Annotated in this window: 26 protein-coding genes; 8 read left to right on the top strand and 18 right to left on the bottom strand. The window is 39.7% G+C overall.

The genetic code is table 11. The features are described 5' to 3' along the window. Positions 1-5 precede the first annotated feature (5 nt). Both coxB and cyoE read right to left on the bottom strand, forming a co-directional pair. Positions 6-1,082 carry a cytochrome c oxidase subunit II gene (coxB, locus tag BK139_RS18105; RefSeq protein WP_076261553.1) on the bottom strand — a complete coding sequence of 359 codons (1,077 nt, stop codon included), beginning with the start codon at positions 1,080-1,082 and terminating at the stop codon, positions 6-8. A gap of 111 nt (positions 1,083-1,193) precedes the next feature. Beyond that, positions 1,194-2,132, bottom strand: a complete 939-nt coding sequence (cyoE, locus tag BK139_RS18110) for a heme o synthase (RefSeq protein WP_076261555.1) — start codon at positions 2,130-2,132, stop codon at positions 1,194-1,196. A 632-nt stretch (positions 2,133-2,764) separates the two neighbouring features. Between cyoE and BK139_RS18115 the strand changes: the two genes are divergently transcribed. Then, positions 2,765-3,742, top strand: a complete 978-nt coding sequence (locus tag BK139_RS18115) for a COX15/CtaA family protein (RefSeq protein WP_076261557.1) — start codon at positions 2,765-2,767, stop codon at positions 3,740-3,742. A gap of 45 nt (positions 3,743-3,787) precedes the next feature. Here BK139_RS18115 and pyc read toward each other — a convergent pair whose 3' ends face one another. From pyc to BK139_RS18130, 3 genes are all read right to left on the bottom strand, one after another. After that, positions 3,788-7,228, bottom strand: a complete 3,441-nt coding sequence (gene pyc, locus BK139_RS18120) for a pyruvate carboxylase (RefSeq protein WP_076261560.1) — start codon at positions 7,226-7,228, stop codon at positions 3,788-3,790. Between the two features lie 180 nt (positions 7,229-7,408). Further along, positions 7,409-8,611 (bottom strand): FtsW/RodA/SpoVE family cell cycle protein, encoded by a 1,203-nt coding sequence (locus BK139_RS18125; protein ID WP_076261562.1) that lies wholly within the window; start codon positions 8,609-8,611, stop codon positions 7,409-7,411. A 258-nt stretch (positions 8,612-8,869) separates the two neighbouring features. After that, complete coding sequence (locus BK139_RS18130) at positions 8,870-9,151, bottom strand: Fpa/YlaN family protein (protein WP_061793419.1); 282 nt, start codon at positions 9,149-9,151, stop codon at positions 8,870-8,872. A 230-nt stretch (positions 9,152-9,381) separates the two neighbouring features. Here BK139_RS18130 and BK139_RS18135 point away from each other — a divergent pair, with 230 nt between their 5' ends. Beyond that, positions 9,382-9,879, top strand: coding sequence for a molybdopterin-binding protein (locus BK139_RS18135; protein WP_076261565.1), 498 nt, complete (start codon positions 9,382-9,384; stop codon positions 9,877-9,879). A gap of 87 nt (positions 9,880-9,966) precedes the next feature. Here the strand turns inward: BK139_RS18135 and BK139_RS18140 are convergent, their stop codons facing one another. Beyond that, positions 9,967-11,298, bottom strand: a complete 1,332-nt coding sequence (locus tag BK139_RS18140) for a PhoH family protein (protein ID WP_175609154.1) — start codon at positions 11,296-11,298, stop codon at positions 9,967-9,969. Between the two features lie 336 nt (positions 11,299-11,634). Here BK139_RS18140 and BK139_RS18145 point away from each other — a divergent pair, with 336 nt between their 5' ends. After that, positions 11,635-12,240 carry a YhcN/YlaJ family sporulation lipoprotein gene (locus BK139_RS18145; protein ID WP_076261638.1) on the top strand — a complete coding sequence of 202 codons (606 nt, stop codon included), beginning with the start codon at positions 11,635-11,637 and terminating at the stop codon, positions 12,238-12,240. A gap of 78 nt (positions 12,241-12,318) precedes the next feature. Here BK139_RS18145 and BK139_RS18150 read toward each other — a convergent pair whose 3' ends face one another. Beyond that, positions 12,319-12,774 (bottom strand): pyridoxamine 5'-phosphate oxidase family protein, encoded by a 456-nt coding sequence (locus BK139_RS18150; RefSeq protein WP_076261568.1) that lies wholly within the window; start codon positions 12,772-12,774, stop codon positions 12,319-12,321. Between the two features lie 236 nt (positions 12,775-13,010). Here BK139_RS18150 and BK139_RS18155 point away from each other — a divergent pair, with 236 nt between their 5' ends. Then, complete coding sequence (locus BK139_RS18155) at positions 13,011-13,211, top strand: YlaI family protein (protein WP_035328651.1); 201 nt, start codon at positions 13,011-13,013, stop codon at positions 13,209-13,211. Positions 13,212-13,274: 63 nt separating this feature from the next. On the opposite strand, the gene BK139_RS18160 is transcribed toward BK139_RS18155, so the two are convergent. Genes BK139_RS18160 through typA form a run of 3 tightly spaced genes read right to left on the bottom strand, consistent with a single transcriptional unit; the run spans position 13,275 to position 15,762 of the window. After that, complete coding sequence (locus BK139_RS18160) at positions 13,275-13,565, bottom strand: hypothetical protein (RefSeq protein WP_076261571.1); 291 nt, start codon at positions 13,563-13,565, stop codon at positions 13,275-13,277. 15 nt (positions 13,566-13,580) lie between these two features. After that, the gene (locus tag BK139_RS18165; RefSeq protein WP_035328645.1) at positions 13,581-13,895 is read right to left on the bottom strand and encodes a YlaH-like family protein; all 315 of its coding nucleotides are present in this window, start codon (positions 13,893-13,895) and stop codon (positions 13,581-13,583) included. 28 nt (positions 13,896-13,923) lie between these two features. Beyond that, complete coding sequence (typA, locus tag BK139_RS18170; RefSeq protein ID WP_035328642.1) at positions 13,924-15,762, bottom strand: translational GTPase TypA; 1,839 nt, start codon at positions 15,760-15,762, stop codon at positions 13,924-13,926. Positions 15,763-15,980: 218 nt separating this feature from the next. Between typA and BK139_RS18175 the strand changes: the two genes are divergently transcribed. Continuing rightward, entirely contained in the window at positions 15,981-16,166 is a 186-nt protein-coding gene (locus BK139_RS18175) for a YlaF family protein (RefSeq protein WP_061793421.1), read from the top strand. A 33-nt stretch (positions 16,167-16,199) separates the two neighbouring features. Here the strand turns inward: BK139_RS18175 and BK139_RS18180 are convergent, their stop codons facing one another. From BK139_RS18180 to BK139_RS18190, 3 genes are all read right to left on the bottom strand, one after another. Then, on the bottom strand, positions 16,200-16,670 hold the full coding sequence (locus BK139_RS18180; protein ID WP_076261574.1) for a GNAT family N-acetyltransferase: 471 nt from the start codon (positions 16,668-16,670) through the stop codon (positions 16,200-16,202). After that, positions 16,657-17,457 carry an inositol monophosphatase family protein gene (locus tag BK139_RS18185; protein WP_076261577.1) on the bottom strand — a complete coding sequence of 267 codons (801 nt, stop codon included), beginning with the start codon at positions 17,455-17,457 and terminating at the stop codon, positions 16,657-16,659. Before BK139_RS18185 ends, BK139_RS18180 begins: the two co-directional genes overlap by 14 nt. Before the next feature lie 250 nt (positions 17,458-17,707). Beyond that, positions 17,708-17,902, bottom strand: coding sequence for a hypothetical protein (locus tag BK139_RS18190; RefSeq protein WP_035328635.1), 195 nt, complete (start codon positions 17,900-17,902; stop codon positions 17,708-17,710). Between the two features lie 195 nt (positions 17,903-18,097). Between BK139_RS18190 and BK139_RS18195 the strand changes: the two genes are divergently transcribed. After that, on the top strand, positions 18,098-18,718 hold the full coding sequence (locus BK139_RS18195; protein WP_076261579.1) for a YktB family protein: 621 nt from the start codon (positions 18,098-18,100) through the stop codon (positions 18,716-18,718). A gap of 77 nt (positions 18,719-18,795) precedes the next feature. On the opposite strand, the gene BK139_RS18200 is transcribed toward BK139_RS18195, so the two are convergent. Both BK139_RS18200 and BK139_RS18205 read right to left on the bottom strand, forming a co-directional pair. Further along, positions 18,796-19,071 (bottom strand): UPF0223 family protein, encoded by a 276-nt coding sequence (locus BK139_RS18200; RefSeq protein WP_076261581.1) that lies wholly within the window; start codon positions 19,069-19,071, stop codon positions 18,796-18,798. 42 nt (positions 19,072-19,113) lie between these two features. Further along, complete coding sequence (locus BK139_RS18205) at positions 19,114-20,073, bottom strand: NAD(P)H-dependent flavin oxidoreductase (protein WP_076261584.1); 960 nt, start codon at positions 20,071-20,073, stop codon at positions 19,114-19,116. Positions 20,074-20,317: 244 nt separating this feature from the next. On the opposite strand from BK139_RS18205, the gene BK139_RS18210 reads away from it, so the two are divergent. Beyond that, entirely contained in the window at positions 20,318-21,787 is a 1,470-nt protein-coding gene (locus BK139_RS18210) for an aminotransferase class I/II-fold pyridoxal phosphate-dependent enzyme (protein WP_076261587.1), read from the top strand. Between the two features lie 49 nt (positions 21,788-21,836). On the opposite strand, the gene BK139_RS18215 is transcribed toward BK139_RS18210, so the two are convergent. Together BK139_RS18215 and BK139_RS18220 are read right to left on the bottom strand one after the other, a co-directional pair. Further along, on the bottom strand, positions 21,837-21,965 hold the full coding sequence (locus BK139_RS18215; RefSeq protein ID WP_048010629.1) for a GapA-binding peptide SR1P: 129 nt from the start codon (positions 21,963-21,965) through the stop codon (positions 21,837-21,839). Between the two features lie 210 nt (positions 21,966-22,175). Then, the gene (locus BK139_RS18220; protein WP_035328617.1) at positions 22,176-22,475 is read right to left on the bottom strand and encodes a DUF3055 domain-containing protein; all 300 of its coding nucleotides are present in this window, start codon (positions 22,473-22,475) and stop codon (positions 22,176-22,178) included. 175 nt (positions 22,476-22,650) lie between these two features. Here BK139_RS18220 and BK139_RS18225 point away from each other — a divergent pair, with 175 nt between their 5' ends. After that, positions 22,651-23,085, top strand: a complete 435-nt coding sequence (locus BK139_RS18225) for a DUF1885 family protein (protein WP_175609152.1) — start codon at positions 22,651-22,653, stop codon at positions 23,083-23,085. Positions 23,086-23,122: 37 nt separating this feature from the next. On the opposite strand, the gene BK139_RS18230 is transcribed toward BK139_RS18225, so the two are convergent. After that, positions 23,123-23,971 (bottom strand): polysaccharide deacetylase family protein, encoded by an 849-nt coding sequence (locus BK139_RS18230; RefSeq protein ID WP_076261593.1) that lies wholly within the window; start codon positions 23,969-23,971, stop codon positions 23,123-23,125. Positions 23,972-24,128 lie beyond the last annotated feature (157 nt).

Below are 24,128 nucleotides of genomic sequence, written 5' to 3' on the forward strand. Positions count from 1 at the left end.
ATCCCCTATTGTTCCATAACTTTCAAGCCCATTAAATATTCTGTCAGGGCATCAAGCTCTTCTTCAGATAATTCACCATAAGTACCTGTCATTTTATTGCCAGGTTTGAATGTTTCCGGATCTCTTAACCAATCCTTAAGATCTTCTTCAGTATGATCAAGGACACCGGCAATACGGTCACGATCACCGAAGTTTGTTAAGTTAGGAGCTAAACGGGCTGCTTCAGGAGCAGTGTTTGCCGGAGTTACAGCATGACAGCCGATACAGCTGTTATTGAAGACTTCCTGACCATCTTGAGCCAGATCTGTCTCTGCCTTTTTAGGTTCTTTTACTTCTGCCATCGCAGTTGCCCATTGATCGAACTCATCACGTGGAACCGCTTTAACTTTGAAATCCATTAATGCATGGGAAGGACCGCAAAGCTCAGCACATTTTCCATAAAAGTAATTGTCCGCATCAGCAGCCTTTTCACTGTCAAACTTCAGCCAGAACTTATTCACGTTGTCCGTGTTCGTATCCAGCTTACCGCCTACAGCAGGAATCCAGAAGGAGTGCTTAACATCAGAAGCAATAAGATTGAAATAAACTTTTTCATCCGTTGGCACAACTAATTCCTGGCCAGTGATAATTTCCTGGTTTGGATACTCAAATTCCCACCAGTATAAGTTTGCACGCACATTAACGACAAGTGCATCTGTTTTACCTTCTTCATTCTTCTTTTCCATTGGGCCTACATCAGCAAGCTTAAAGGTAGCTGAAACTGTCGGTACAGCAAGAATAAGAAGCAAAAGAATAGGAATAACAGTCCAAATGATTTCCAGTTTGTGGCTTCCTTCAACTTGTTTTGGAATTCTGTCGTCCTTGCGGCGGAATTTAAAAACAACAATAAAGAAGATTACTGTTACGACCGCAATTACTCCTACCATTATTACAGTACTTAACACCATCAAATCAAATTGTGTCTGCGCCACTTCGCCGGCAGGTTTTAGCGTAGATAAATACGGTTTGCCGGAGCAAGCGGAAAGAATGAGCGCCATCATTGCAAACAGAGAAAAAAGACGCCACTTTGCAAGCCTTTTCATAGCTTAATCAAACCCCTCTTTCGTAAAGATTTCATTTTTTGAATTGTTTGATCAAAAAATATGGATAAATCCCCTCTCGTTATTAACGAAAGAAGGAATTTCCTAACTAAGTTAAATAAGTGTGATAATTACCATGGCTACAAACATGATGGTCAGATATTGCAGGGAGTATACAAACATTAATGTAGCCCATTTAATATCATCATTAAACTTCCTTGCATATAACCCAGTCATTAACCAGCCGATGTTTAAAACCTCAGCAAGTATTATGAATGGCAATCCAAGTGATGGCATAAGAAACGGCAGCGGTAATAATGCTGCAATCCAGATATAAATATGCCATTTAGTGGTTTTAAATCCTTTTACTACTGGGAGCATCGGAACTCCCGCAGCCCGGTATTCCTCTACCCTTCTCATTGCCAGTGCATAAAAATGAGGAGGTTGCCAGATAAACACAATAGCGAACAGCATCCAAGCCATAGGATCAAGATTACCATCTGCAGCGGCCCACCCAATCAGCGGGGGAACTGCCCCTGAAATGCTGCCTGCAATCGTATTGGAAACAAACCTGCGTTTTGACCACATTGTATATAAGACAACATAGCTGAAAACACCAATTAATCCAATTACAACTGCTGTTGCTGTTGTAAACATTAAAAAGGCCGTACCAAGGCCAATAAGCAGAAAACTCAAAAGTGCAACCTTGCCTGGGTTCACTTTCCCAGTAACAGTTGGCCTCCCTTTTGTCCTTTCCATTAATGGATCAATGTCGCGGTCAATATAATTATTTAAGCTGCAGGAGCCCGCAATAATCAATGAGGAGCCGATTACTGTATAAAGAACCAGATCCAGATTATTGAAAAATCCTTTTCCTGAGAAATGCAGTGCAAGCCAAAGACCGGTGAAGGTTGTAATCAGATTGGAATTTACAATGCCAATTTTGATAAGAGCAAGGAAGTCTTTCCAAACTGTTGTCTCAGGTATATCTTGTTGAAGGCTTCGCTCTCTGTTCTCGATAGAAGCATCACTCAAAGCCCGTGAGTCAGACATATCTTTTCCTCCTTAATTCCTTATCGCGAACATTACACCTACTATAAAGTATAAATGCACTGAAAGCCATATTCACGATAAAAAACGAGGGGTGAACCCTGGATGAATAATAACCATACTAATAGTTTTCTACTATTAATAATGTATTTAAACTGTTTACTATCTAAATGAATCTAAACCATTTCTCTGTATATTAAATCACACTTTAAAACTCTTTTGTGAATTTTTTTAGAATAATTTATGACTAATTTGTGTCAAAGTCTAAATTCACTTAAAGAAAGGGTTTATTTTTGAGATAATAAAACTGTTTCAGAAAACTAAGAAGGAATAATATACTCACTTTTATGTATTTTGGCTTACTTTCCGCGACAGGGGACATCCATTTTATACCCCCTTTATATTTCTAGCAAACTCTATTATAAGTTTCAACCTTTTTTACTGTAATTAACTTTATAATTTTTATAACTGTTGTAAAAAGCTTTTTATTCCTGTACTATCGAAAAAGTAAATGGACGCACATTCATATATGGCTTTTTATAGAATCTTTGTTAAGATAGATAATGGACAAATACGCAGTAAATCAATTATGACACTAATATTAAACCTAGAATATTTAAAGAAGGTGAAAGGCTTTGCAACGATCTTTAAAATGGCTTGCTGTTCTTACATCAATCGGCATGCTTTTGGTTTTGCTGGGCGGTGCCCTGGTAACGAAAACGGAATCAGGAATGGGGTGCGGGAAATCGTGGCCTCTTTGCAATGGCGAGTTAGTTCCCACCGATATTACTCCTGAACTGATTATTGAACTGGCACATAGACTGGTTTCAGGCGCTATCGGATTTATGGTTCTTATATTATCGATTTGGACATGGAGAAAAATAGGACATATTAGAGAGACAAAGTTTTTAGCGCTGACTTCGCTTTTTTTCCTTATCCTGCAGGCTTTAATAGGCGCTGCCGCAGTAGTCTGGGGGCAATCTGATTTTGTGCTCGCCCTTCATTTCGGGATATCTTTAATATCATTTGCTGCTGTACTGCTCCTGACTTTACTTATTTTTGAAGTTGATAAAAAATTCGAGGCAGAAAAGCTTATTATCGATAAAAGAATGAGGAAACATATTATTGGAGTTTCTTTATACAGCTATGCGGTTGTTTACACCGGCGCACTTGTGCGTCATGTAAATGCCAGCCTTGTATGCCGTGACTGGCCGCTTTGTATAAATGGATCTTCCGCACTTCCGGCTAATATGTACGAATGGGTGCAAATGGGGCACCGGGCTGCCGCGGGATTAATTTTCATATGGATTGGTTACATTACCTATCTGGCCATTAAACATTACAAGAACCAGAAGGTAATTTACTGGGGCTGGATTATTTCATTTATCTTAGTATCACTCCAGGTTGCCGCTGGAGCATTGGTTGTTTTAACCAGACTTAACTTGTATATAGCTCTTGCACACGCCTTCTTTATTTCCTGCTTATTTGGAGTACTAAGCTATTTTATCCTCCTGTCTTCACGAAGCAGAAAAAATGAGCTTGCTGTTTCAGCAGTTAAGGAAAAAGACAAAAGTGATGAATCTGCTATCCCTACTTTTACTTCCATTCCATAAATACACTAAACAAAAGAGCTTCGGCAAATGCCGAAGCTCTTTTGTTTATTTTAACAACTCTATCAGAAGGTCTCCAGTTTGAATTGCTTCACCATTTGAGACGAAAATATCCTTTACAGTTCCAGAGAATGGTGCCTGTACAGTAGTTTCCATCTTCATAGCCTCTGTAATCATTAAGTGATCGCCTTTTTCGACTTTTTCACCTTTTTCTACAAGTAACTTGATGACAGTTCCCGGCATGCTGGCTGCAATATGGCTTTCATTGTGCGGATCAGCTTTTGCCTTCGCTGCGGCTGTAGCTTTTATGCTTTCGTCTTTTATGCTTACTTCACGCGGCTGGCCATTTAGCTCGAAATACACAATTCTTGTGCCGTCGGCTTGAGGCTGCCCTATCGAAACCAATTTAACTATTAATGTTTTACCTGTTTCAATTTCAATTTCCACTTCCTCACCAAGTCTTAGACCATACAGGAATGTAGGGGTATCAAGAACAGAAATATCACCAAATTGATCGCAGGTCTTAATATAATCCATAAATACTTTTGGATAAAGTGCATAGGCAATTGCGTCAAAGCTTGTAACCTGCCTGCCCAATTCTTTAAAGAGTTTTTCTTTTAAAGCATCGAAGTCTACATCTTCAAGAAGCTCTCCCGGTCGGACTGTGATTGGCTCCCTGTCTTTCAATATGACCTTTTGCAGTTCAGCCGGGAATCCACCATATGGCTGTCCCAGGTAGCCTTCAAACAGCTCTACAACTGAGTCTGGAAAATCCAGTGATTTCCCTTTATTCAAAACATCCTGTTCTGTCAGCTGATTCTGGACCATAAATAACGCCATATCACCAACGACCTTGGATGAAGGTGTAACTTTAACAATATCACCAAACATTTGATTCACACGGGAATACATGTCCTTAACTTCATCCCACTTATCCCCCAGGCCTACTGCTTTAGCCTGCTGCTGAAGATTACTGTATTGTCCGCCAGGCATCTCATGCTGATAGACTTCTGAATGAGGAGCTTTCATCCCGCTTTCGAAGTCCTGGTAATATTTGCGCACATCTTCCCAATAGTAAGATAATTGCTCGAGCGACTGGATATCAATTTTTGGCTGTCTGTCATTTCCCTGCAGCGCGTAATAGAGAGAGTTCGCACTTGGCTGGGATGTTAAGCCTGCCATTGTGCTCAGGGCCGTATCCACAATATCCACTCCAGCTTCAATAGCCTTTGCATATGTGTAAATTCCATTTCCGCTTGTATCATGGGTATGAAGATGAATTGGAATGTCAACAGTTTCTTTCAATTCAGAAATAAGAGTATATGCTGATTGCGGCTTCAATAAACCAGCCATATCTTTGATGGCCAGTATATGTGCTCCCTGATTTTCCAGTTCCTTTGCCAAGTCTTTATAGTATTTAAGATTGTATTTCGTTCTGGCAGGATCCAGAATATCACCTGTATAGCACATAGCGGCTTCAGCAATTTTCCCAGTCTGGCGCACAGCATCAATTGCGACTTCCATCCCTTTAACCCAGTTAAGGCTATCGAAAATCCGGAATACATCGATGCCGGCGTAGGCCGATTTTTCTACGAACTCTCTTATTACATTATCCGGGTAGTTTTTATACCCGACTGCATTCGAAGCACGAAGAAGCATCTGGAATAAAACATTTGGCATTTTTTCCCGTAATGTCAGTAATCTATCCCAAGGATCTTCTTTCAGGAATCTGTAAGCAACATCAAAAGTTGCACCGCCCCACATCTCAAACGAAAACATATCGGGAAGCAATTTTGCTGTCGGCTCTGCTATATGCTTCAGGTCATTAGTTCTTACCCGCGTCGCGAGCAGAGATTGATGCGCATCACGGAAGGTAGTATCCGTAATCAGGACTTCTTTTTGTTCTTTTATCCATTTAACCAGCCCTTCAGGACCTTGATTATCTAAAATTTGCTTAGTTCCATCCTGGTAATCTGTACTGTATTTTAATCTCGGTACTCGAGGCTCTTCAAATACCGGACGCTTCTTCTTTTCAATTCCCGGAAATCCATTTACCGTTACATTCCCGATATAATTCAGCATCTTCGTCCCGCGGTCTTTCTTTTTCGGGAATAGGAATAGCTCAGGAGTTTCATCAATAAATGATGTATCATACTCACCGATTAAGAATTTCTCATGTTTTACAACATTCTCAAGGAAAGGAATATTTGTTTTAATACCCCTGATACGAAACTCCTGAAGGTTCCTCACCATTTTTGATGCTGCCTGCTGGAATGTCATTGCGTGCGTTGAGAGTTTAACAAGCAGCGAATCATAATAAGGAGTGATTACTGCACCCTGAAAACCATTTCCCGCATCGAGCCTCACACCGAAACCGCCGCCTGATCTGTATGCCATTAACCTGCCAGTATCGGGCATGAAATTATTTAGAGGGTCCTCTGTTGTAACACGGGATTGAATGGCATAACCATGTACATGAATATCTTCCTGTTTTGGAACACCAACTTCTTTGCTGTGCAGCGAGTAGCCTTCAGCCACCATGATTTGCGTTTGTACAATATCGACACCTGTTACCATTTCGGTGATCGTATGCTCAACTTGCACACGCGGATTTACTTCTATGAAATAAAACTGGTCACCTGAAACCAGGAATTCCACAGTTCCTGCATTTAAATAATCTACATTCTTCATCAGGTTGACAGCAGCCTGGCATATCTCGTCTCTCAAACTCTCCGGGAGTGAGACGCAAGGAGCAACTTCAACAACCTTCTGGTGGCGCCTTTGGACTGAACAATCTCTTTCATACAGGTGAACAATATTTCCTTCATGGTCACCGATGATTTGAACTTCGATGTGCTTTGGTCTTTCTATAAATCTTTCAACATAAACCTCATCATTCCCAAAAGCTGCTTTTGCCTCTGATTTGGCACGCTCATAGGATTCCTTTACTTCTTCAAGGTTCCTTACGATGCGCATGCCTCTTCCGCCGCCGCCAAGTGAAGCTTTAATGATAATTGGGAAGCCATGATTTTTACCAAAGCTAATTACTTCGTCCAGGCTTTCTACTGGACCATCACTGCCGGGTATAACCGGAATTTCTGCAAGCTGGGCTTGAGTTCTTGCCTTAACTTTATCTCCAAACATATCCAGATGCTTTGAAGTCGGACCGATAAATATGATGCCTTCTTCCTCGCACCGTTTTGCGAATTCAATATTTTCAGATAGAAATCCGTAGCCAGGATGAACGGCATCAACATCACTGCTTTTTGCTATATCAATGATTCCTTCAATGTCAAGATAGGCATCAATTGGTTTTTTGCCCTCCCCTACCAGATAAGCTTCATCCGCTTTATAGCGGTGGTAGGAACCGGAATCTTCTTTCGAATAGATAGCTACCGTGCGAATATCCAGCTCTGTGCAGGCGCGGAAAACACGAATGGCAATTTCTCCTCTGTTGGCTACTAATACCTTGTTAATTCTTCTGCTCAAACAAAACACCCCGTCTTTATGTATTTTTTGGCAATATTCTGCCAAATCTAAGTTGAGGCCGGGCGGGTATTCCGTTAACCGGCCATAATAACTTTGATTGGCATCCCCCTGATGGAAGCAATTATGTAATCAGCATCTGCTGATTGATATATAAATAAAGCACTGTGAAGTTATCTGTGCTTATTTATGAATAGAAAATGTTTTTTCGGAAGCCATGTCCATGGATTCCGGATTTGTCTCTTCATGTTTATGTTTATATTTCTTTTCATAATTGACGAACATAGAAACATTCACTAGAATTCCCATTGCAATCGAAAGCTGAAGCAGGGATGACCCTCCATAGCTTATAAAAGGAAGTGTAACACCAGTGAGCGGCATAACACCCGAAATTCCCGCAAGATTAATGAACGCCTGAATTCCTATCATGGCGGAAATCCCGATAGCAAGCAAGCTGCCAAAAGCATCTTTACACTTTAAACTGATAAAGATTCCCCTCAGTACAATGTACCCGAGAAGCAAAATGACAAAACCTACTCCAAGTGCCCCGAGTTCCTCAGCAATTACGGCCATAATGAAGTCTGTATGGGCTTCAGGAAGATACCCAAGTTTTTGTATACTCTCACCAAGGCCCAGCCCTTTTAACCCGCCTGCACCGAGGGCAATATAGGAATTAGAAAGCTGATATCCAAACTCCGATCCAAAGGGATCTCTAAATGCTTCTACCCTCCCCATTCGATAAGGCGCAAATATCTTATCTTTTAATAGAAGGATAAAAGGAGCAGCCAGCAATACACCGAAAAGCCCCAATTTAAATATGTTCTTAAAATTCATGCCTGAAGTAAAGATCACAGCTCCAGCCACAAGCAATATAATCATGGACGAACCAAAATCAGGCTGTACAGCAACCAGGATTACGGCAAGAATCAGATAAGCAAGCGGGGGCAGAACACCTTTGTTAAATTCATTAATATAGGGCTGCTTCTTTGCATACACTGCAGCCAAATATATAATGACTGAAAGCTTGACAAACTCTGCAGGCTGAAGGCTTCTTTTTCCGATTTCAAACCAGCTCATAGCTCCGCCCGCTACTTTTCCAAAGATAAATAACGCAATTAGGCCGAATAACGACAGAAACACCATCGGAACAAGAAATTTGTTGCTTTGCATAGCTTTGTATGGAAATAGAGCGACAAAAACGAAAACAATGCCTGAGATAATTAAATTCATCTTTTGTTTATTGTAGAAAAAGTCGCTTTCCTGATCATAAATCTGCACAGCTGTTACCATGCTTGCACTGAAAACCATAATGAGTCCAAAAACAGCTAACAGGGCTACAGCTATTATCAGGGTATAATCATATGATTTTAATATTTTTTTTAACATCCAGCCCTCTTCCCTTATCTTCTAAGTTTATTACTTATTCTACTATAGTATTGAATATCCTGCTTTGAAGAAAAGAAAAGTTAATTTAAATGTAACACAGCAAAGAAAATAATTCTATAATTATGTTATACTATTTTTAAATTAAGTTATACAATATTGAGCATTCTTTTCTTTTGGATATACTAATACCCATTCTTATAATAATACGGTTATAAAAAAACTCAAACATTCTATGGAAGATGTTTGAGTTTTTTATTTTTATTTTTTTACTGAAGCTTCGTGGAGCATGGACAGCTCCCTTTCCAATTCATCTAAAATAGCCTTGCCTTCTGTCTCTTCAATTAATCCAAGACGGACAGCAAAATCTATTTCTCTGGATAAGCCAAACATCTGGGTATCAAGAACTTCCTCATATAGAGGGCATTGAGGCATGGTTAGATTATCCATTTGCACCTTTATTAACTTTAATATTTTAGCAGCATCTGCCTTCAAAAGGGCATTTGCTTTTTCTTTGTGATCAATAATCATGTCAGAAGCCAACTTTCAATCCCTCCATTTCCGAGCGATTATCCTATCTATAAATTTTATACTTAAGCATGGAAAAAAGCAAGGATAATAAGGGATTCGATAGAGAAATGATTACGGCATCAATTCAGAATGCACGAATAAGGCATGTCATCAATTATTGCCTGTATGACAAGCGCCTTAAAAATCTGTATACTTAAATCATACATATATTTAGAATAATAGCTGCTGCCAGGAGGTTCAATATGGAAAATATTATTGCTTTCAAAGGAAACGTAAAATATCAAATCACCTTAGATCCGGGAGTCTGGATATTTGATGACCGAAGGCTGGATTTGACAACATACTTTATGCAGGAAAATATCAGAAAAAATGAACTGGAGGAATATACTAAAGCTGTCTCAAAGCATTGGGATAGAGAAATCATGGAAGGCGCAGTTTTCCCTCCAACACTTAAAACAGAAAAGAAATTTGAAAAAGAAAAGGTCCTGACAGGCACATTCGGTATACCTTTTAAACCATTCCTAATGAATGCAGAGCCGGATGAGAGTGCAGAAATCGTTGTTATTGAAAGTGAAGATGGTGAAACCAGATTGACACTTTCTGAAGCCGAGGAATTAATATTGGGGTTCTCAAAGGATGGAAAACCATTAAAAGAGGATGGGCCAGTTCATGCCTATCTTGGGGATGGCAGCAACCAAAATTCCCCCATAAAAAGAGTGAAAGCTTTTAGAGTGGAATAACCGGAGAGGGCGATTTGCATCGCCCTTTTTCTTCGCAGTCTCTCCCCCGGCATGAAACCCCCAGAATCACAAATTCTGTCATGCAGGCTATAACAGGTCAGCAGCAAGCTGGGCCAAGCCAGATCTCTCACCTTTAACAAGTTTGACATGACCTGAGATAACCTGATCTTTAAATCTTTCCACGACATAGGTGAGACCGTTGTTATAAGCATCCAGGTAGGGATGGTCAATCTGCTCGGGATCTCCCATCAGTACAATTTTACTCCCTTCCCCTACCCTGGTTAATATGGTTTTTACTTCATGCTTCGTCAGGTTCTGAGCTTCATCAATAATAATGAATTGATCCGGTATGCTTCTGCCTCTGATATATGTCAGAGCCTCCACCTCAATCGAGCCCATACCTGCCAATATGGCATCCAATTCACCCGGCTTTTTGACATTAAACAGGTACTCCAGATTATCGAAAATCGGCTGCATCCACGGTCTTAACTTTTCCTCTTTTTCACCCGGAAGAAATCCCAAATCCTTGCCTACAGGCACAATAGGGCGGGCGACCAGCAATTTTTTGTACTGGCCATAATCTTCTGTCTGCATTAAGCCCGATGCCAGCGCCAAAAGAGTTTTTCCAGTCCCCGCCTTACCGATAAGCGTAACAAGCGGCAGGTCGTTTCTCAGCAACAGCTCAAGAGCCATTGTCTGCTGCACGTTCCTGGGCTTGATCCCCCATATATGGTCATGATCAAAAATGAGTTTTTTCACTTTCTTTCCACTTTTGTCCACAATACCAAGTGCAGACGATGAGGAACCAAGCGCATCTTTCATCACCAGAAACTGATTCGGATAGAAAGGATGATTTGCTATTTCAGATAGCGGCAGTTCTCCTTTTTCATAAAAACGGTTCATAATATCGAGACCTATATATACCTCCAGAAACCCAGGATATAAATGATCATTCTCAACTACACGATCACTTAAGAAGTCCTCTGAAATTAGCCCGATAGCATCCGCTTTAACTCTGACAAGGGCATCTTTGCTTACCAGGATTACCGTTCGTCCATTTTCTTTTGTCTCTTCCTCCAAGGATAAGTTTTTTGCAACTGCCAAAATCCGATTATCATTCGTTTTTTCTACAAAGATCTCCTGAAGTTCATGAAATGATCTATGATTTAACTCAATTCGCAGGCTTCCGCCATTTTCAAGAGGTATTTTCTCATGGAGCTTACCTGTCTCCCTCATGCTGTCAATCAGCCGGGATACTTGCCTTGCGTTCCTCCCAATTTCATCCATATACCTTTTCTTAGAATCAACCTCTTCCAGGACTACAGCCGGAATGACTACTTCATTATCTTCAAATGAAAATATGGAATTAGGATCCTGCAACAAGACATTGGTATCTAATACGTAAATTTTACTCAATATGATGCCTCCTGCTCCTCTTGTGTCTTGATAAAGCAAATTACAAAAGCAAGGTCCCCTGCCTGCAGATTTGCAGTTTCATGAAAAAGATCACCTTCATTCCTGATGGATTATAATCCTGTTGGTTTATATTATTCAGCCTTCGAAAGATGTTGATTAATTAGGAAGAAAGGCTTTCTTATGAAGTGGACAAATCTATCTTGGTAAAAATATATGTAATGCCGAATAAAGATAGAAGAAATTTTGCACAATAACATTAAACAATCCTCAATATTCCTGAACCTGAAAAAGTTCAAGCTTTCATTTTCAGGAAATTTTGATGTCCCGGAGGTGTCAAATATGAATAAATGGCTGCTGTTATGGATGACAGGATTACTATTAACAGGGTGCGGCATGATCAACAATGAAGCCCAAGATCAACAGGAACAGAAAAACATCAACTCCGTAAATGTTAAAAATAGTACAATACAGGAAGTTGACAGAGAGACTGGACAGCAGGTTTCCAGGCATCTTGTCAATTTGGCTGTCCGAGTTCCCAATGTCAATGATGCAACAGCTGTTGTACTTGGACGCTTTGCAGTAGTTGGCGTAGATGTAAATAAAAATCTCGACCGTTCTGAGGTCGGATCAATCAAATATTCAGTTGCCGAAACTCTTAAAAATGATCCTCATGGTGCAAGAGCAATTGTAGTGGCTGATCCGGATATTAACGCCAGGCTTCGGGAAATAGCCGCTGATATTCAAAACGGAGAGCCCCTGCAGGGAATCATGAATGAACTGGCAGATATCGCTGGCCGGCTAATGCCTGAAGTCCCAGCCGACCTGGTTGATCCTAAAAAGGAAAATGAGAAAAACGCAACCGAAGATCCAAAGAAAAGACTCAACAATGATCAGGAAAAACAGCTTGAACAAAAACAGGAAAAACACTCAAATTATTATAAGTAAAAGTGACTCCACCGATGGCATTTATTATTTAGCGGTAAAACGGCTGTAAGAACAACAAAAGCTTAGTTCCCTGGGGAACTAAGCTTTTTTCATTGCCTCCATTACCTGTTTGTCCAAACGGGCTGCTGCATCTTTATCGTATGTTTTGTCATATTGAGGTTCGACAGTGATTTTAGAGCCGTAAAACATGACATCACGGACTTCCTTCACAGTGATGACCATAAGAGCGAGCTTTAAAGGTACGCCTTCCATCTTTTCAGCCTTAACCGATGCTTCACCTGCGATGGAGTATGTAGATTCATTCGCGATAATATTCAGAACAACTTTGTTATTGCTATTTATGTTTTGAACAATTCTTGAACGGTTATCAACTGCAAAATATAATGTTTCGTCATCTTTTGCCAGTATCCATGAAATCGCATTAACATTAGGTCCGCCAGTTTCAAAGTCAATAGTGGCAAGTGTGACGAAACGTTCCTTTTGCAATTCGTCATATAATGGTTTGATTAATTTCGGTTCTACCTGATTTGCCATTCTTTTCCCTCCTTTATTAATTTCATCATAGTATGATAACGCTTTTCTTTCAACTTATAACATCTCTTCTACACGTTTGATTTAACCTGCAGCGCTTTCTATACTAATATAAACTAACACATAAAACCCGATACGGGATGACCGTAAAAAAATTTATTTGCCGCAAAGCATTCGAATCAGACCTTAACTTATACTATAATGGTAATAACAACAGTTAAAACAATATGAGGTGTCCCATGCGAGTAAAATGTGTACTATGTGATAAAATTGAATCCATTGAAAACGAGTCCTTACAGGCTAAACGTCTACGCAACCGCCCAATTCACACATATATGTGCAGACCATGTGAAACAAGAATTACAGAAAAAACACAAAAAAGAGCTGATACCGGAAACTTTAAGCTATATCGGAGCAAAGTCCAGGAGGAAGAATGGTGAACTGCACACCATTCCATGAACAGCAAAAAAGCCGCCCCAAACATTTTGTCTGGGCGGCTTCTTTTAATCCTCCGGATAATTTACATATTTTTCAGGTTCACTTTGAATCTGTTTAAGCATTACTTCTATCAATTCACAGGGAAAACGGCTCTTATTCCGTTCTTCACCCTTTGTGTAATGCACATAATACATCAAATCATCTTTTTCAAAGTGAATATCGGAAATATTATGCTCTTCCGAAAGAATCTCAAAGAACATTCTTTCTGTGTCTGCTGCTGCTGTATCATCCGGACGATCCTCACAGACAATTTTTATCGTCAGCCAGTTATACAGTGAATCCTGCAAAGACTTCATCTCAGCATCTCCCTGTTATTCCGCCTTTGCCTGTTCCTTCTTTTCCTGGTTAAGGCGGATTTTGTAAATGATCAAGATTAATGCAGCCACAACAAGACCTTCTGCTACAGGAAGGAATACTCCAAGAAATGTCAGCATCGTACAGCCTAAAATCAAGAAAGTGTATATCATAGCTGATTTTAAAATTGGGAGTTTCTTGGCAAATCCTAATTTAAATACCAATATTGACAGCAGAACAATTGTTATATAAAGAAGCCACATTCCAGTTGTGGGATTCTCATCGACTTTGAACAAAGCAGCAAAAAAAGACAGGCGCTGTGATACATCCATATCCTTATCTCCTCCCCCTTCTTAAGTCTTAGTTAGTTTCAGCGTATTTCTTCTTCTTGGCCATTCTTTCTCTTTCGTTCTTATCAAGAAGTTTCTTTCTCAGTCTGATTGACTCAGGTGTTACTTCAAGCAGCTCATCATCATTCAAGTATTCCAGAGCTTCTTCAAGTGTCATGATACGTGGCTTTTTAATTACATTCGTCTGATCCTTATTAGCAGAACGGATGTTTGTCGCATGCTTCACTTTAGTGATGTTTACAGTAAGATCATTTTCACGAGTATGCTCTCCCACAATCATGCCTTCATAAATTTCAGTACCCGGCTCAACGAAAATTGTTCCCCGGTCCTCAACTTGCATAATTCCGTATGTGGATGACTTGCCGCTTTCCATAGACACCAGGACACCTTTGCTGCGTCCGCCAATTTGACCTTTAATTTCTGGCTGGTAGCTGTCAAATGTGTGATTGATAATACCATAGCCGCGGGTTAGCGTCATAAATTCGGTGGAGTAGCCGATCAGTCCGCGGGCAGGGACATTGAATGTCAGTCTTACTTGACCATTGCCGTTATTGACCATATCAAGCATTTCACCTTTACGGGTACCCATAGATTCAATAATCGATCCAGTATTATCTTCCGGCACATCGATTTGAACACGTTCTACCGGTTCACAGCGAACACCGTCAATTTCTCTAATAATTACTTCCGGCTTAGAAACCTGCAGTTCAAAACCTTCACGGCGCATATTTTCAATAAGGATCGATAAATGCAATTCTCCACGTCCGGATACTACCCAGGCGTCAGGTGAATCTGTATTTTCAACACGGAGACTTACGTCCGTCTCAAGCTGTGCACGAAGTCTTTCTTCAACTTTTCTTGAAGTAATATATTTGCCTTCTCTTCCCGCGAATGGACTGTTGTTAACAAGGAAAGTCATTTGCAGGGTTGGTTCATCTATCCTTAGAACAGGAAGTGCTTCCTGATGCTCGACAGGGCAAACAGTTTCCCCGACGTTAATGTCTTCCATTCCGGAAACGGCAATAAGGTCTCCAGGATAAGCTTCCTGGATCTCTTCACGCTTAAGTCCGAAGAAACCAAAGATCTTTGTAACCCGGAATTGCTTAACAGAGCCATCAAGTTTCATTAAAGCAACCTGCTGTCCGACCTTGATTGTTCCCCGGAATACCCGGCCAATTCCAATTCTCCCCACATAATCATTGTAATCAAGAAGTGCTACCTGGAATTGAAGCGGCTCTTCACGGTTATCAGCAGGTCCAGGAATATGTTCAATGATTGCTTCATAAAGAGAATGCATGTCATCATCCTGCTTGTCAGGGGTAACACTTGAAGTTCCTGAAATAGCGGATGCATAAATAACCGGGAATTCAAGCTGATCTTCATCTGCACCAAGTTCAATGAACAAATCGATTACCTCGTCAACAACTTCTGTTGGACGGGCAGATGGTTTGTCAATTTTATTTACAACAACGATTGGCGTAAGTTTTTGTTCCAAAGCCTTTTTAAGAACAAAACGCGTCTGCGGCATACATCCTTCATATGCATCGACAACTAATAATACGCCGTCAACCATTTTCATGATACGTTCAACTTCTCCGCCGAAATCGGCATGTCCTGGTGTATCCAGAATGTTGATTCTTGTATCTTTATATTTAACTGCAGTGTTTTTAGCTAAAATCGTAATACCGCGTTCTCTTTCCAGATCGTTTGAATCCATCGCACGCTCTTCCACGTGCTCATTTGAACGGAAAGTTCCGGACTGTTTTAAAAGCTCGTCAACCAATGTTGTTTTTCCATGGTCAACGTGGGCTATAATCGCAATATTTCGAATATCTTCTCTTAATTTCAAAAGATTTCCTCCTATTTATCAAAACTGAATCAAATTCATTTTTCAACATTTTTCACAACTGATACATTATATCACAATTACTATAGAAACCTAAAAACTTTTTGTGTAAAATAATGTTGAGAAGGATATATTTCTGAAAAATTATACTGCCGGGCAGTATATTCTCTACATATTTTTCACCAGTATTTAACTAAATTAATCCTCTTGGGAGTGAAATTATGAAGAATATCAAGTGGCCTTTATTAGCCTTTGCTATAGGAGCAGCTATATGCATGATGGGTATTGGCGTTGCGGTTGCTGAAAGAAGCATTTTAGGGATTATCTTGTCCATCATCGCTTTAGTATTTGTGATGGGATATGGTTTTAAGACTAAGAAGAAAATGAGAGAAGAAGGTTTGTTATAATGAAAAGCTGCAGCGGTTGGCTGCAGCCTTTTTTCATATTAATGGACAGACCATTATTAAAAATTCCCGGCCATCGTCGGAAGCCTCCGACTTAAACTGCTCAAATCCGGCATCAGATAAAAAGCAAATCCAATTGTTCCGATTTTCAGGAACACCAGCAAAGAAAGACTTTTCGCCTTTTTTCTTTAATTCAGCGGCCAACAGTTCGATAACCGCTGTTCCGATTCCTTTTCTTCGCATTTCTTTTTTAACCAGGATCGTACCGAGCCACGGCTTCCGGTTAGAAGGGGATAAATTCACATGGAAAGTGACGGCTGTTCGTTCTCTGTTAATTCGCCAAATTCTCCACTCACCATTTAATTCATGATGCCTGGCCATATAATTGCACAGGTCATTCCCGCATTTTTCTTCTTCTTCCCAGTCCGTGCTATCCTTAATGACTTCTATAAAAAAGGGCAGGTCTTCCTCTGTAAACTTGCTGCTTGATATGTTACCAATTGCCATTTTTTAAGTATTCTTTCATAATTTGCTGATGCAGCCCTGGCTTAGAGACAAAAACAGAATTGTTTTCAAGGTAGTTCAGCTCCTCACCTTTAACGGTTGTAGCAATTCCTCCCAATTCTTCAATCATAATCACTCCAGCAGCGAAATCCCATGGAGCCAGACGCATGGTTATGTAAGCATCAACTCTCCCGGATGCTATATATGCCATTTCCATTGCTGCTGAACCGTAGGACCGTGTCCCCCTTGCATTTCGTACAAGTGGTGCCAGCAGTGATGGATCAATCCTTCTATTTTCGGTAACCCATGTGGCATTCAATCCAATAATCGCTTTTGACACATCCGTTTCCTTTAAGGGAGGAAGTTCCAAATCATTCATGAATACACCATGCCCCTTCATGCAATGATATAACTCGTCATGAACTACATCATATATTAATCCGATTTTGCCTTTTCCATCTTCATAGATGCCGACTGAAATGGCAAAGTTTCTCTGCTGATGGACAAAGTTCATTGTTCCGTCAATCGGATCAATAATCCAGACGATTCCATCCAGGTCATTTAGCTTATCACCAAAACCTTCTTCACCGAGTATCCGGTGCTCAGGGTATTTTTCATTTATTTTCTTTATGAAGAATTGTTCTGTTTCCTGGTCTATATCTGTCACTAAATCATTCGCATTTGACTTGGTGGTTATGGTCAGAGTTTTGCTGAACGAATTTTTAATATTCCCGCCCGCCTCTTTAATCAAGGCTTTGGCATATGTATGAATCTCACTCCAATTTGTCATGGGTCAGCCCTCCGCATGTGATAGCATTAAAATATTTCTAGCTTAAATGAATTAGCAAGGTTCTTCAAGTTATATACTCTCCAATGATAGGGGGTATCATTTCCGGGTAAATAATTATTTGCCGAAAACCAGCCGTGATTTGTTGATTAAAAATAATAAACGAACTCCTCATAGCGTCATGGAGTTCGTTTCTAATTTTTTCGTCTTATTTGCATTTTTTCTGCCTTTTCTCCTTTATCGACAATTCATCTTAAAGTGCTTTTAATCTAAGAAGTTCCTGCCTGATTTTTTCCAGCTTTAGTTTAGATTGTTTTTGAAGGTCTTCATTCTTTTCTGACATGGCATCAAATAAAGTAGCAAGCTCATAGTCCATTTCCAGCCTTAAAACCGCTGTCCTTTCCCTATCACCATTTTTCTTTTTCACTGTATTCATTAGTTGTTTCATTAGACAGTACACCCCTTCCAAAAGTGTTTAATTTTCTGATTATTTTTACTTTTATCATATGAAGGACAATTCTCGGTTGCAACTAATTTGTGCGATAACCTAAAACTTTATTTCGCCAATTCTATAGGGCTTTAAATTTTTGGATTGTTCCCGGTTATGCTACAATATTTGACAAAGCATACAGGAGGTCAGCATATGTCTTTTTCCGGTTTTACAAACGATGATTTTGATGTCTTTAAAATAGATGGATTGGATGAAAGAATGGACAGGTTAAAATCTGTTATTAGGCCTAAATTAGAAGAATTGGGCCGCTATTTTGCACCATCCCTCTCAAACCTGTCAGGAGATGAAATGTTCCCTCATGTTGCCAAACATGCGAGAAGAACAAAGAATCCGCCAAATGATACATGGGTCGCATTTGCAAGCAATGCGAGAGGGTATAAAATGCTTCCGCATTTCCAGATCGGATTATGGGAAACGCATGTATTTATCTGGTTTGCCATCATCTATGAAGCACCAGATAAAATGGGTGCAGGCAAGGTGTTTGAGAACAGCCTGGACAAAATTTATAAAGAAATACCCAACAATTATGTCTGGTCCGGCGACCACACAAAACCAGATGCTGTTTTGCATGAGCAAATGGACAAGGAAGAATTGAGATCCATGTTTCAGCGTCTGCAAAATGTAAAGAAAGCGGAAATTCTTTGCGGCTATCATATTTCTCGGGAAGATGCCGTTCGCATGTCACCTGATCAGTTTATTGAAAAAGCTGAATCTGTATTTAGAAATTTATTACCCCTATACAAATTGGCATAAACATGTTTTCAGAACGTGGATTTGGCAGTAAAAAAACAAAACCTTCAGCAAGTTGAAGGTTTTGTTTTTTTTCAAATCTATTTCTCCATTTTTAATTTGTCCCCGGCTGAACGTTCTTTAGCCAATTTTACTGTCCTGTAGGAGGAATAGCCGCTTTGTTCTTCAAAGTCATCGCAGATGTTTTTCTCCTGAGCTTTCCCAGGAACGATTTCCTTGAAGCGTCTATATGCATTCATGAATTGTTCCCGCTCAATTCCTTTTTCGTATGCCATTTCAATGCTTTCAAAATATTTTATAACATCCACTATTTCTTCTGTTGACCAATCCTGGTCGATCGGGTACTGATATTCCATTGCCTTTCACCTCATTTATGATATTCATGATGCATTTTATCATTAATTAGTCCATTTCGCCCTGATAGTTTCACCTTCCGCTATAATCCGCTCGAATAGTTCTTCCACGGAGGGGATATCCTTAATTAATCCCATAACTTGTCCAGCCCATGCAAACCCTTCCTGATCTTTCCCTTCATATATATATTTCTTATTAGCATTCCCGCTAATGTAATCTTTTAACTGCTCATAGCCGCCGTTTTGTTTTTCGATTTCCAGTATCTTATCCGACCATGGATTCGCAATCACCCTTGCAGGTGCACCTATAGTTCTTTTAATGACAACTGTGTCATTTTCTGTTCCTTCGACTAAGCGGTTTTTATATAATTCAGATGCATGGACGCATTCCTTTGTTGCAACAAATCTTGTCCCCATTTCAATCCCCTCTGCTCCAAGACTTAATGCTGCCATCAGCCCCCTGCCGTCTCCTATTCCTCCTGAGGCAATTACAGGTATGGAAACAGCATCAGCCACCTGAGGAACGAGTATGAAGGTTCCAATATCATCCCTGCCTAAATGCCCTCCGCCTTCCTGCCCTACAACCATCACTGCGTCAGCACCAAGCTCTTCCGCCTTTACTGCCTGCCTTTTTGCTGCCACAAGAACAAGCTTCTTAACATTTACACCCTTTAATTGATCAAAAATAGGTGCAGGATTTCCTCCTGTCATAGAAATAACGGGAACTTCTTCTTCAATGGCTATATCCAGATAATCAGAGAATGGCCTTCCATGCTGGCCAATAGCAAAATTAACCCCGAATGGCTTATCTGTCAATTTCTTAACCTTTTGAATCTCGTCCCTTAATTTTTCCGGGCTGCTGAGAGACATTGCGGTAACCTGCCCTAAACCTCCTGCATTCGAAACAGCGGCAGCCAGATCTGAATAGGCAAGATGGGCAAGGCCGCCCTGTATAATTGGATATCTAATTTTCAGTAATTCTGTCACACGTGTATTCCAGTTCATTTATGGACCCTCCATTTTCTTTATAACGTTTTATTTCGATTTATATGGTTTAAATTCCTGTTAACTTCTAAAACTAAACGGAAAACTGAATTGTGGAGGCGAATGTCCGGAAACGACACGCTTTAACAGAATGGAAAAACAATAGAACTTTCTATGCAAAGGGATTGAATAATGCTATAATGCAAATGTTTTAAATCAGCTTGAGCTTTCTGAAATATTATTATTAAAGAGGTGTGGGAATAAGTTGTCTCAATACAAAACACCGTTATTCAGCGGTTTGCTTGCACACGCAAAGAAGGATCCCGTACAGTTTCACATACCCGGCCATAAAAAAGGAGCGGGGATTGATCCGGAATTCAGGGAATATATTGGAGATAATGCACTTGCCATTGATTTGATCAATATTGGCCCGCTTGATGATCTCCATCAGCCAAAAGGCATTATTAAAGAAGCCCAGGATCTTGCAGCTGAGGCTTTTGGAGCGGACAAAACATTTTTTTCCGTTCAAGGAACAAGCGGAGCCATCATGACCATGGTTATGGCTGTCTGCGGTCCCGGGGATAAAATTATTGTTCCAAGAAATGTTCATAAATCTGTCATGTCTGCCATTGTTTTTTCAGGCGCAACTCCTATCTTTATACATCCTGAAATTGATGAAAACCTGGGCATATCTCATGGGATTACAACTGAATCAGTATCGAAAGCCCTTGAACTTCATCCGGACGCAAAAGGGGTATTAGTGATTAACCCTACTTATTTCGGTGTTTCGGCAGATTTGAAGAAAATCGTCGAAATAGCACATTCATATAATGTGCCTGTACTTGTGGATGAAGCCCATGGTGTGCATATTCATTTCCATGATGAGCTGCCCTTATCCGCCATGCAGGCAGGTGCTGATTTAGCCGCAACATCTGTCCACAAACTGGGCGGGTCCATGACGCAAAGTTCAATTTTAAATATGAAAGGAAATCTTGTTTCGGCCAAAAGGGTTCAATCCATTTTAAGCATGCTGACAACAACTTCCACTTCCTATTTATTGCTTGCCTCCCTGGATGTTGCCAGGAAACGTCTGGCTACAGAGGGAAAGGAACTCATTCAAAAGACAATTGATTTGGCCCAATCCATTCGCCGCCGCATCAATGAGATTGACCGGCTCTATTGTGTCGGTGAAGAAATACTGGCAACCAAAGCTGCGCATGACTACGATCCGACCAAATTGATTATTTCAGTCAAAGAGCTTGGCATGAATGGTTTCGATGTGGAGAATTGGCTTCGGGAACATCATAATATTGAAGTAGAGATGTCTGATTTATATAATATCCTTTGCATTGTTACCCCTGGTGACTCCGAACGGGAAGCCGATATTTTAGTTTCTGCTCTTGCCGAACTCGCCAGTGAGCGCAAAGGGAATACTGAAAAGCTTGAAACTCAAGTGCTTCTCCCTGATATTCCCGTTTTATCGCTTACACCTCGTGATGCATTTTATGCTGATACAGAGCTTGTTCCATTTGACGAGTCTGAGGGGAGAATAATTGCTGAGTTTATTATGGTTTATCCGCCTGGGATACCTATTTTTATTCCGGGAGAAATCATAACCGGGGAAAACCTCCGTTATATTAAAACGAACATGGAAGCTGGACTGCCGGTTCAGGGACCAGAGGATTATGATTTCAAGTATCTTCGCGTTATTGAAGAGCATAAAGCCATCAGATAATATGCAAAAGAGCCTTCCATTTAGGAAAGGCTCTTTTTATGGTTAATGGCTATTTGTTTGTCTTCTCTGTTTTTTCTCCGTCACAGCAATTGCATTTTTTTGAATATAATACGGTTACTTTTTCATCCTCAAAGTGATCAATAGTTGAATTGCAAGCCTGGCATACGATTGTACCCATCTTTTCATTCTCCTTTTCAATGAGTTTTGTTTGAAAGCGCTTTATCTTTAAATCTATAATAATATAACATTATTAATTTATCAAGCCTAATTGTATAACATAATCATTGTTTTATTTTGGCATTCTCCTTATAATCACTGAAACTCTTCATTAATAGTATGTCATAATATACAAAAACAGACCAATTATGGCCTGTTTTTGTATATTATTTTAGTCGTATTGTTCTTCAAAACGGGCACCTGGGATTGCTTCTAAGAAAAATTCGCTTAAATCTGCAGCCTGTTCGTATAAATCAAGCTTGAATGCCTTTTGCAAGTATTCGATGTCTTCGAGATCTTTAGGGTCGAGGAGAGTTGAGCGGCCTGTCTGCATACAAATAACCAGAGGCTTGGAAAAGAAGAGGTTTGTATATACGATTCCAAAATCATAACGTGTTGACTCCGTTGTAAAGCCAACAAAACGTACATTCACGTTTTCATGCTCATCATAGAGCTTCTCAAAAAAATCCATAAGATTCCTCCTTATTTATAATAATATTTAGAATATTATTATAATTCATTATAGGCTCTTTGACAAGTAATATAAATTTACCTTACTATTTTAAGTTGTCATAAGATTTTATCTAATGCTAGAATGGAAGAGGATGTTCATTACTATAATTATTGGGATAATGGGGGGAAAGAAGTTGGCAGCTAATTCATTTATCAAGCTGGTTCCTTCATCAGCTAAGGAAAAGATTTCAACAGAAGAGCTCAAAGAACTTTTTTTATATTATAGGGATATTACTGGAAAAACAGGCAGTCAGATTAAATGGGAATATGATGATGCCGCTTTTCCTTATGAGATAAAAGAGAAGCCTGAAGCAAAAGGAACCTGGTTTTACCTGCATTCTCAACATGACCGATATAACGCTATATTGCTTGGCATTGACAAAGAAAAAGTGAAGGATGAAGACGGTTCTGAACGTGAGCAGACTTACATACAAGTTACATTGCCGGAAGGTGCAACATTCGGAGATAAAGGCAAAGCAAATGAATTTTGCAAATTCCTCGCTAAAAAACTTCAAGGTGAATTGCATCTTTTTAATGGAAGAATCATGTATTTTTATAAAAGAAAATAATTGATTTCTTAAAAAATGAGAACAGCAGCGGCTGTTCTCATTTTGTTTCCGTGCTGATCAGAACTGGGTCAACTGGTGTAAATCCTTTATTCCTAAGCCCCTTCACAATATCCTCTAAGGCTTCTTTTGTCCATTCCCTATCATGCATCAATAAGTTTGCTCCTTTCGATAAATAGGGTGAATTAACCATTATATCTGCTAAAGCTTCTTTTGATTGATATTCCTTCTCCCAGTCATATCCGTATGTCCAATTCATAAGCACCATGTTTTCATCTTCAGCAATTTTCCTGCTGTAGTCTGTAATAGACCCGAATGGTGCCCGGAAGAATTTTGGCCTCTCTCCAATAATCTCCTCAACTCGATCATTAAGGTCAACAATCTCTTTATATTGCTGCTCTTCAGGTAAGCTTTTCAGGTTTAGGTGGCTATTTGTGTGATTGCCAATAGCAAAGCCAAGTTCATGAATTTCCTTCAAAACTTTTGCTTCTTCCGGGGTATCTATGAAATGCCCATTAACAAAAAAGATTGCAGGTGCTGAGAGTTTCTTTAAAATTCTGGCCATTTCCAATGCATTTTTATCAGGAGCATCGTCAATGGTCAGTAATACAACTTTTGAATTGGCCTTATTGATTGGTTCTATTGACCAATTATTTTCATTTATCTTGTATTGCGGTTCTGGCAGGGATACCGCTTCTTCCTTCGGCTTTTCACCGGCATCAGCTTGTGTTTTTTCTGTTTTAGCTGCGGGAACATTAGAATGATCAGCCAAGTTATTTTCTTCTTCTTTTTCAAATTCTGATGGCTTATCGTCATCTGCAGAAAAATCCGTACATGCTGTCAGGTTTATAACGAAAATAATACAAATAAAAAATATAGCTTTTTTCATTGTTACCTCCTTAATGCATATTTCTTTAAACTCCCTTTCATAAGTGTTAGTATGTTACATGGCCTTATTAAAAAAGTAGTTCCCCTTAGGAAATCTTTCTATTACCTACTGATTTTACCCGAAACAGTCTCGTTTTGAACATTAAAAGTAAACTTTA

Source organism: Paenibacillus sp. FSL R5-0490 (assembly GCF_001956215.1).
Lineage (GTDB): Bacteria > Bacillota > Bacilli > Bacillales > Cytobacillaceae > Cytobacillus.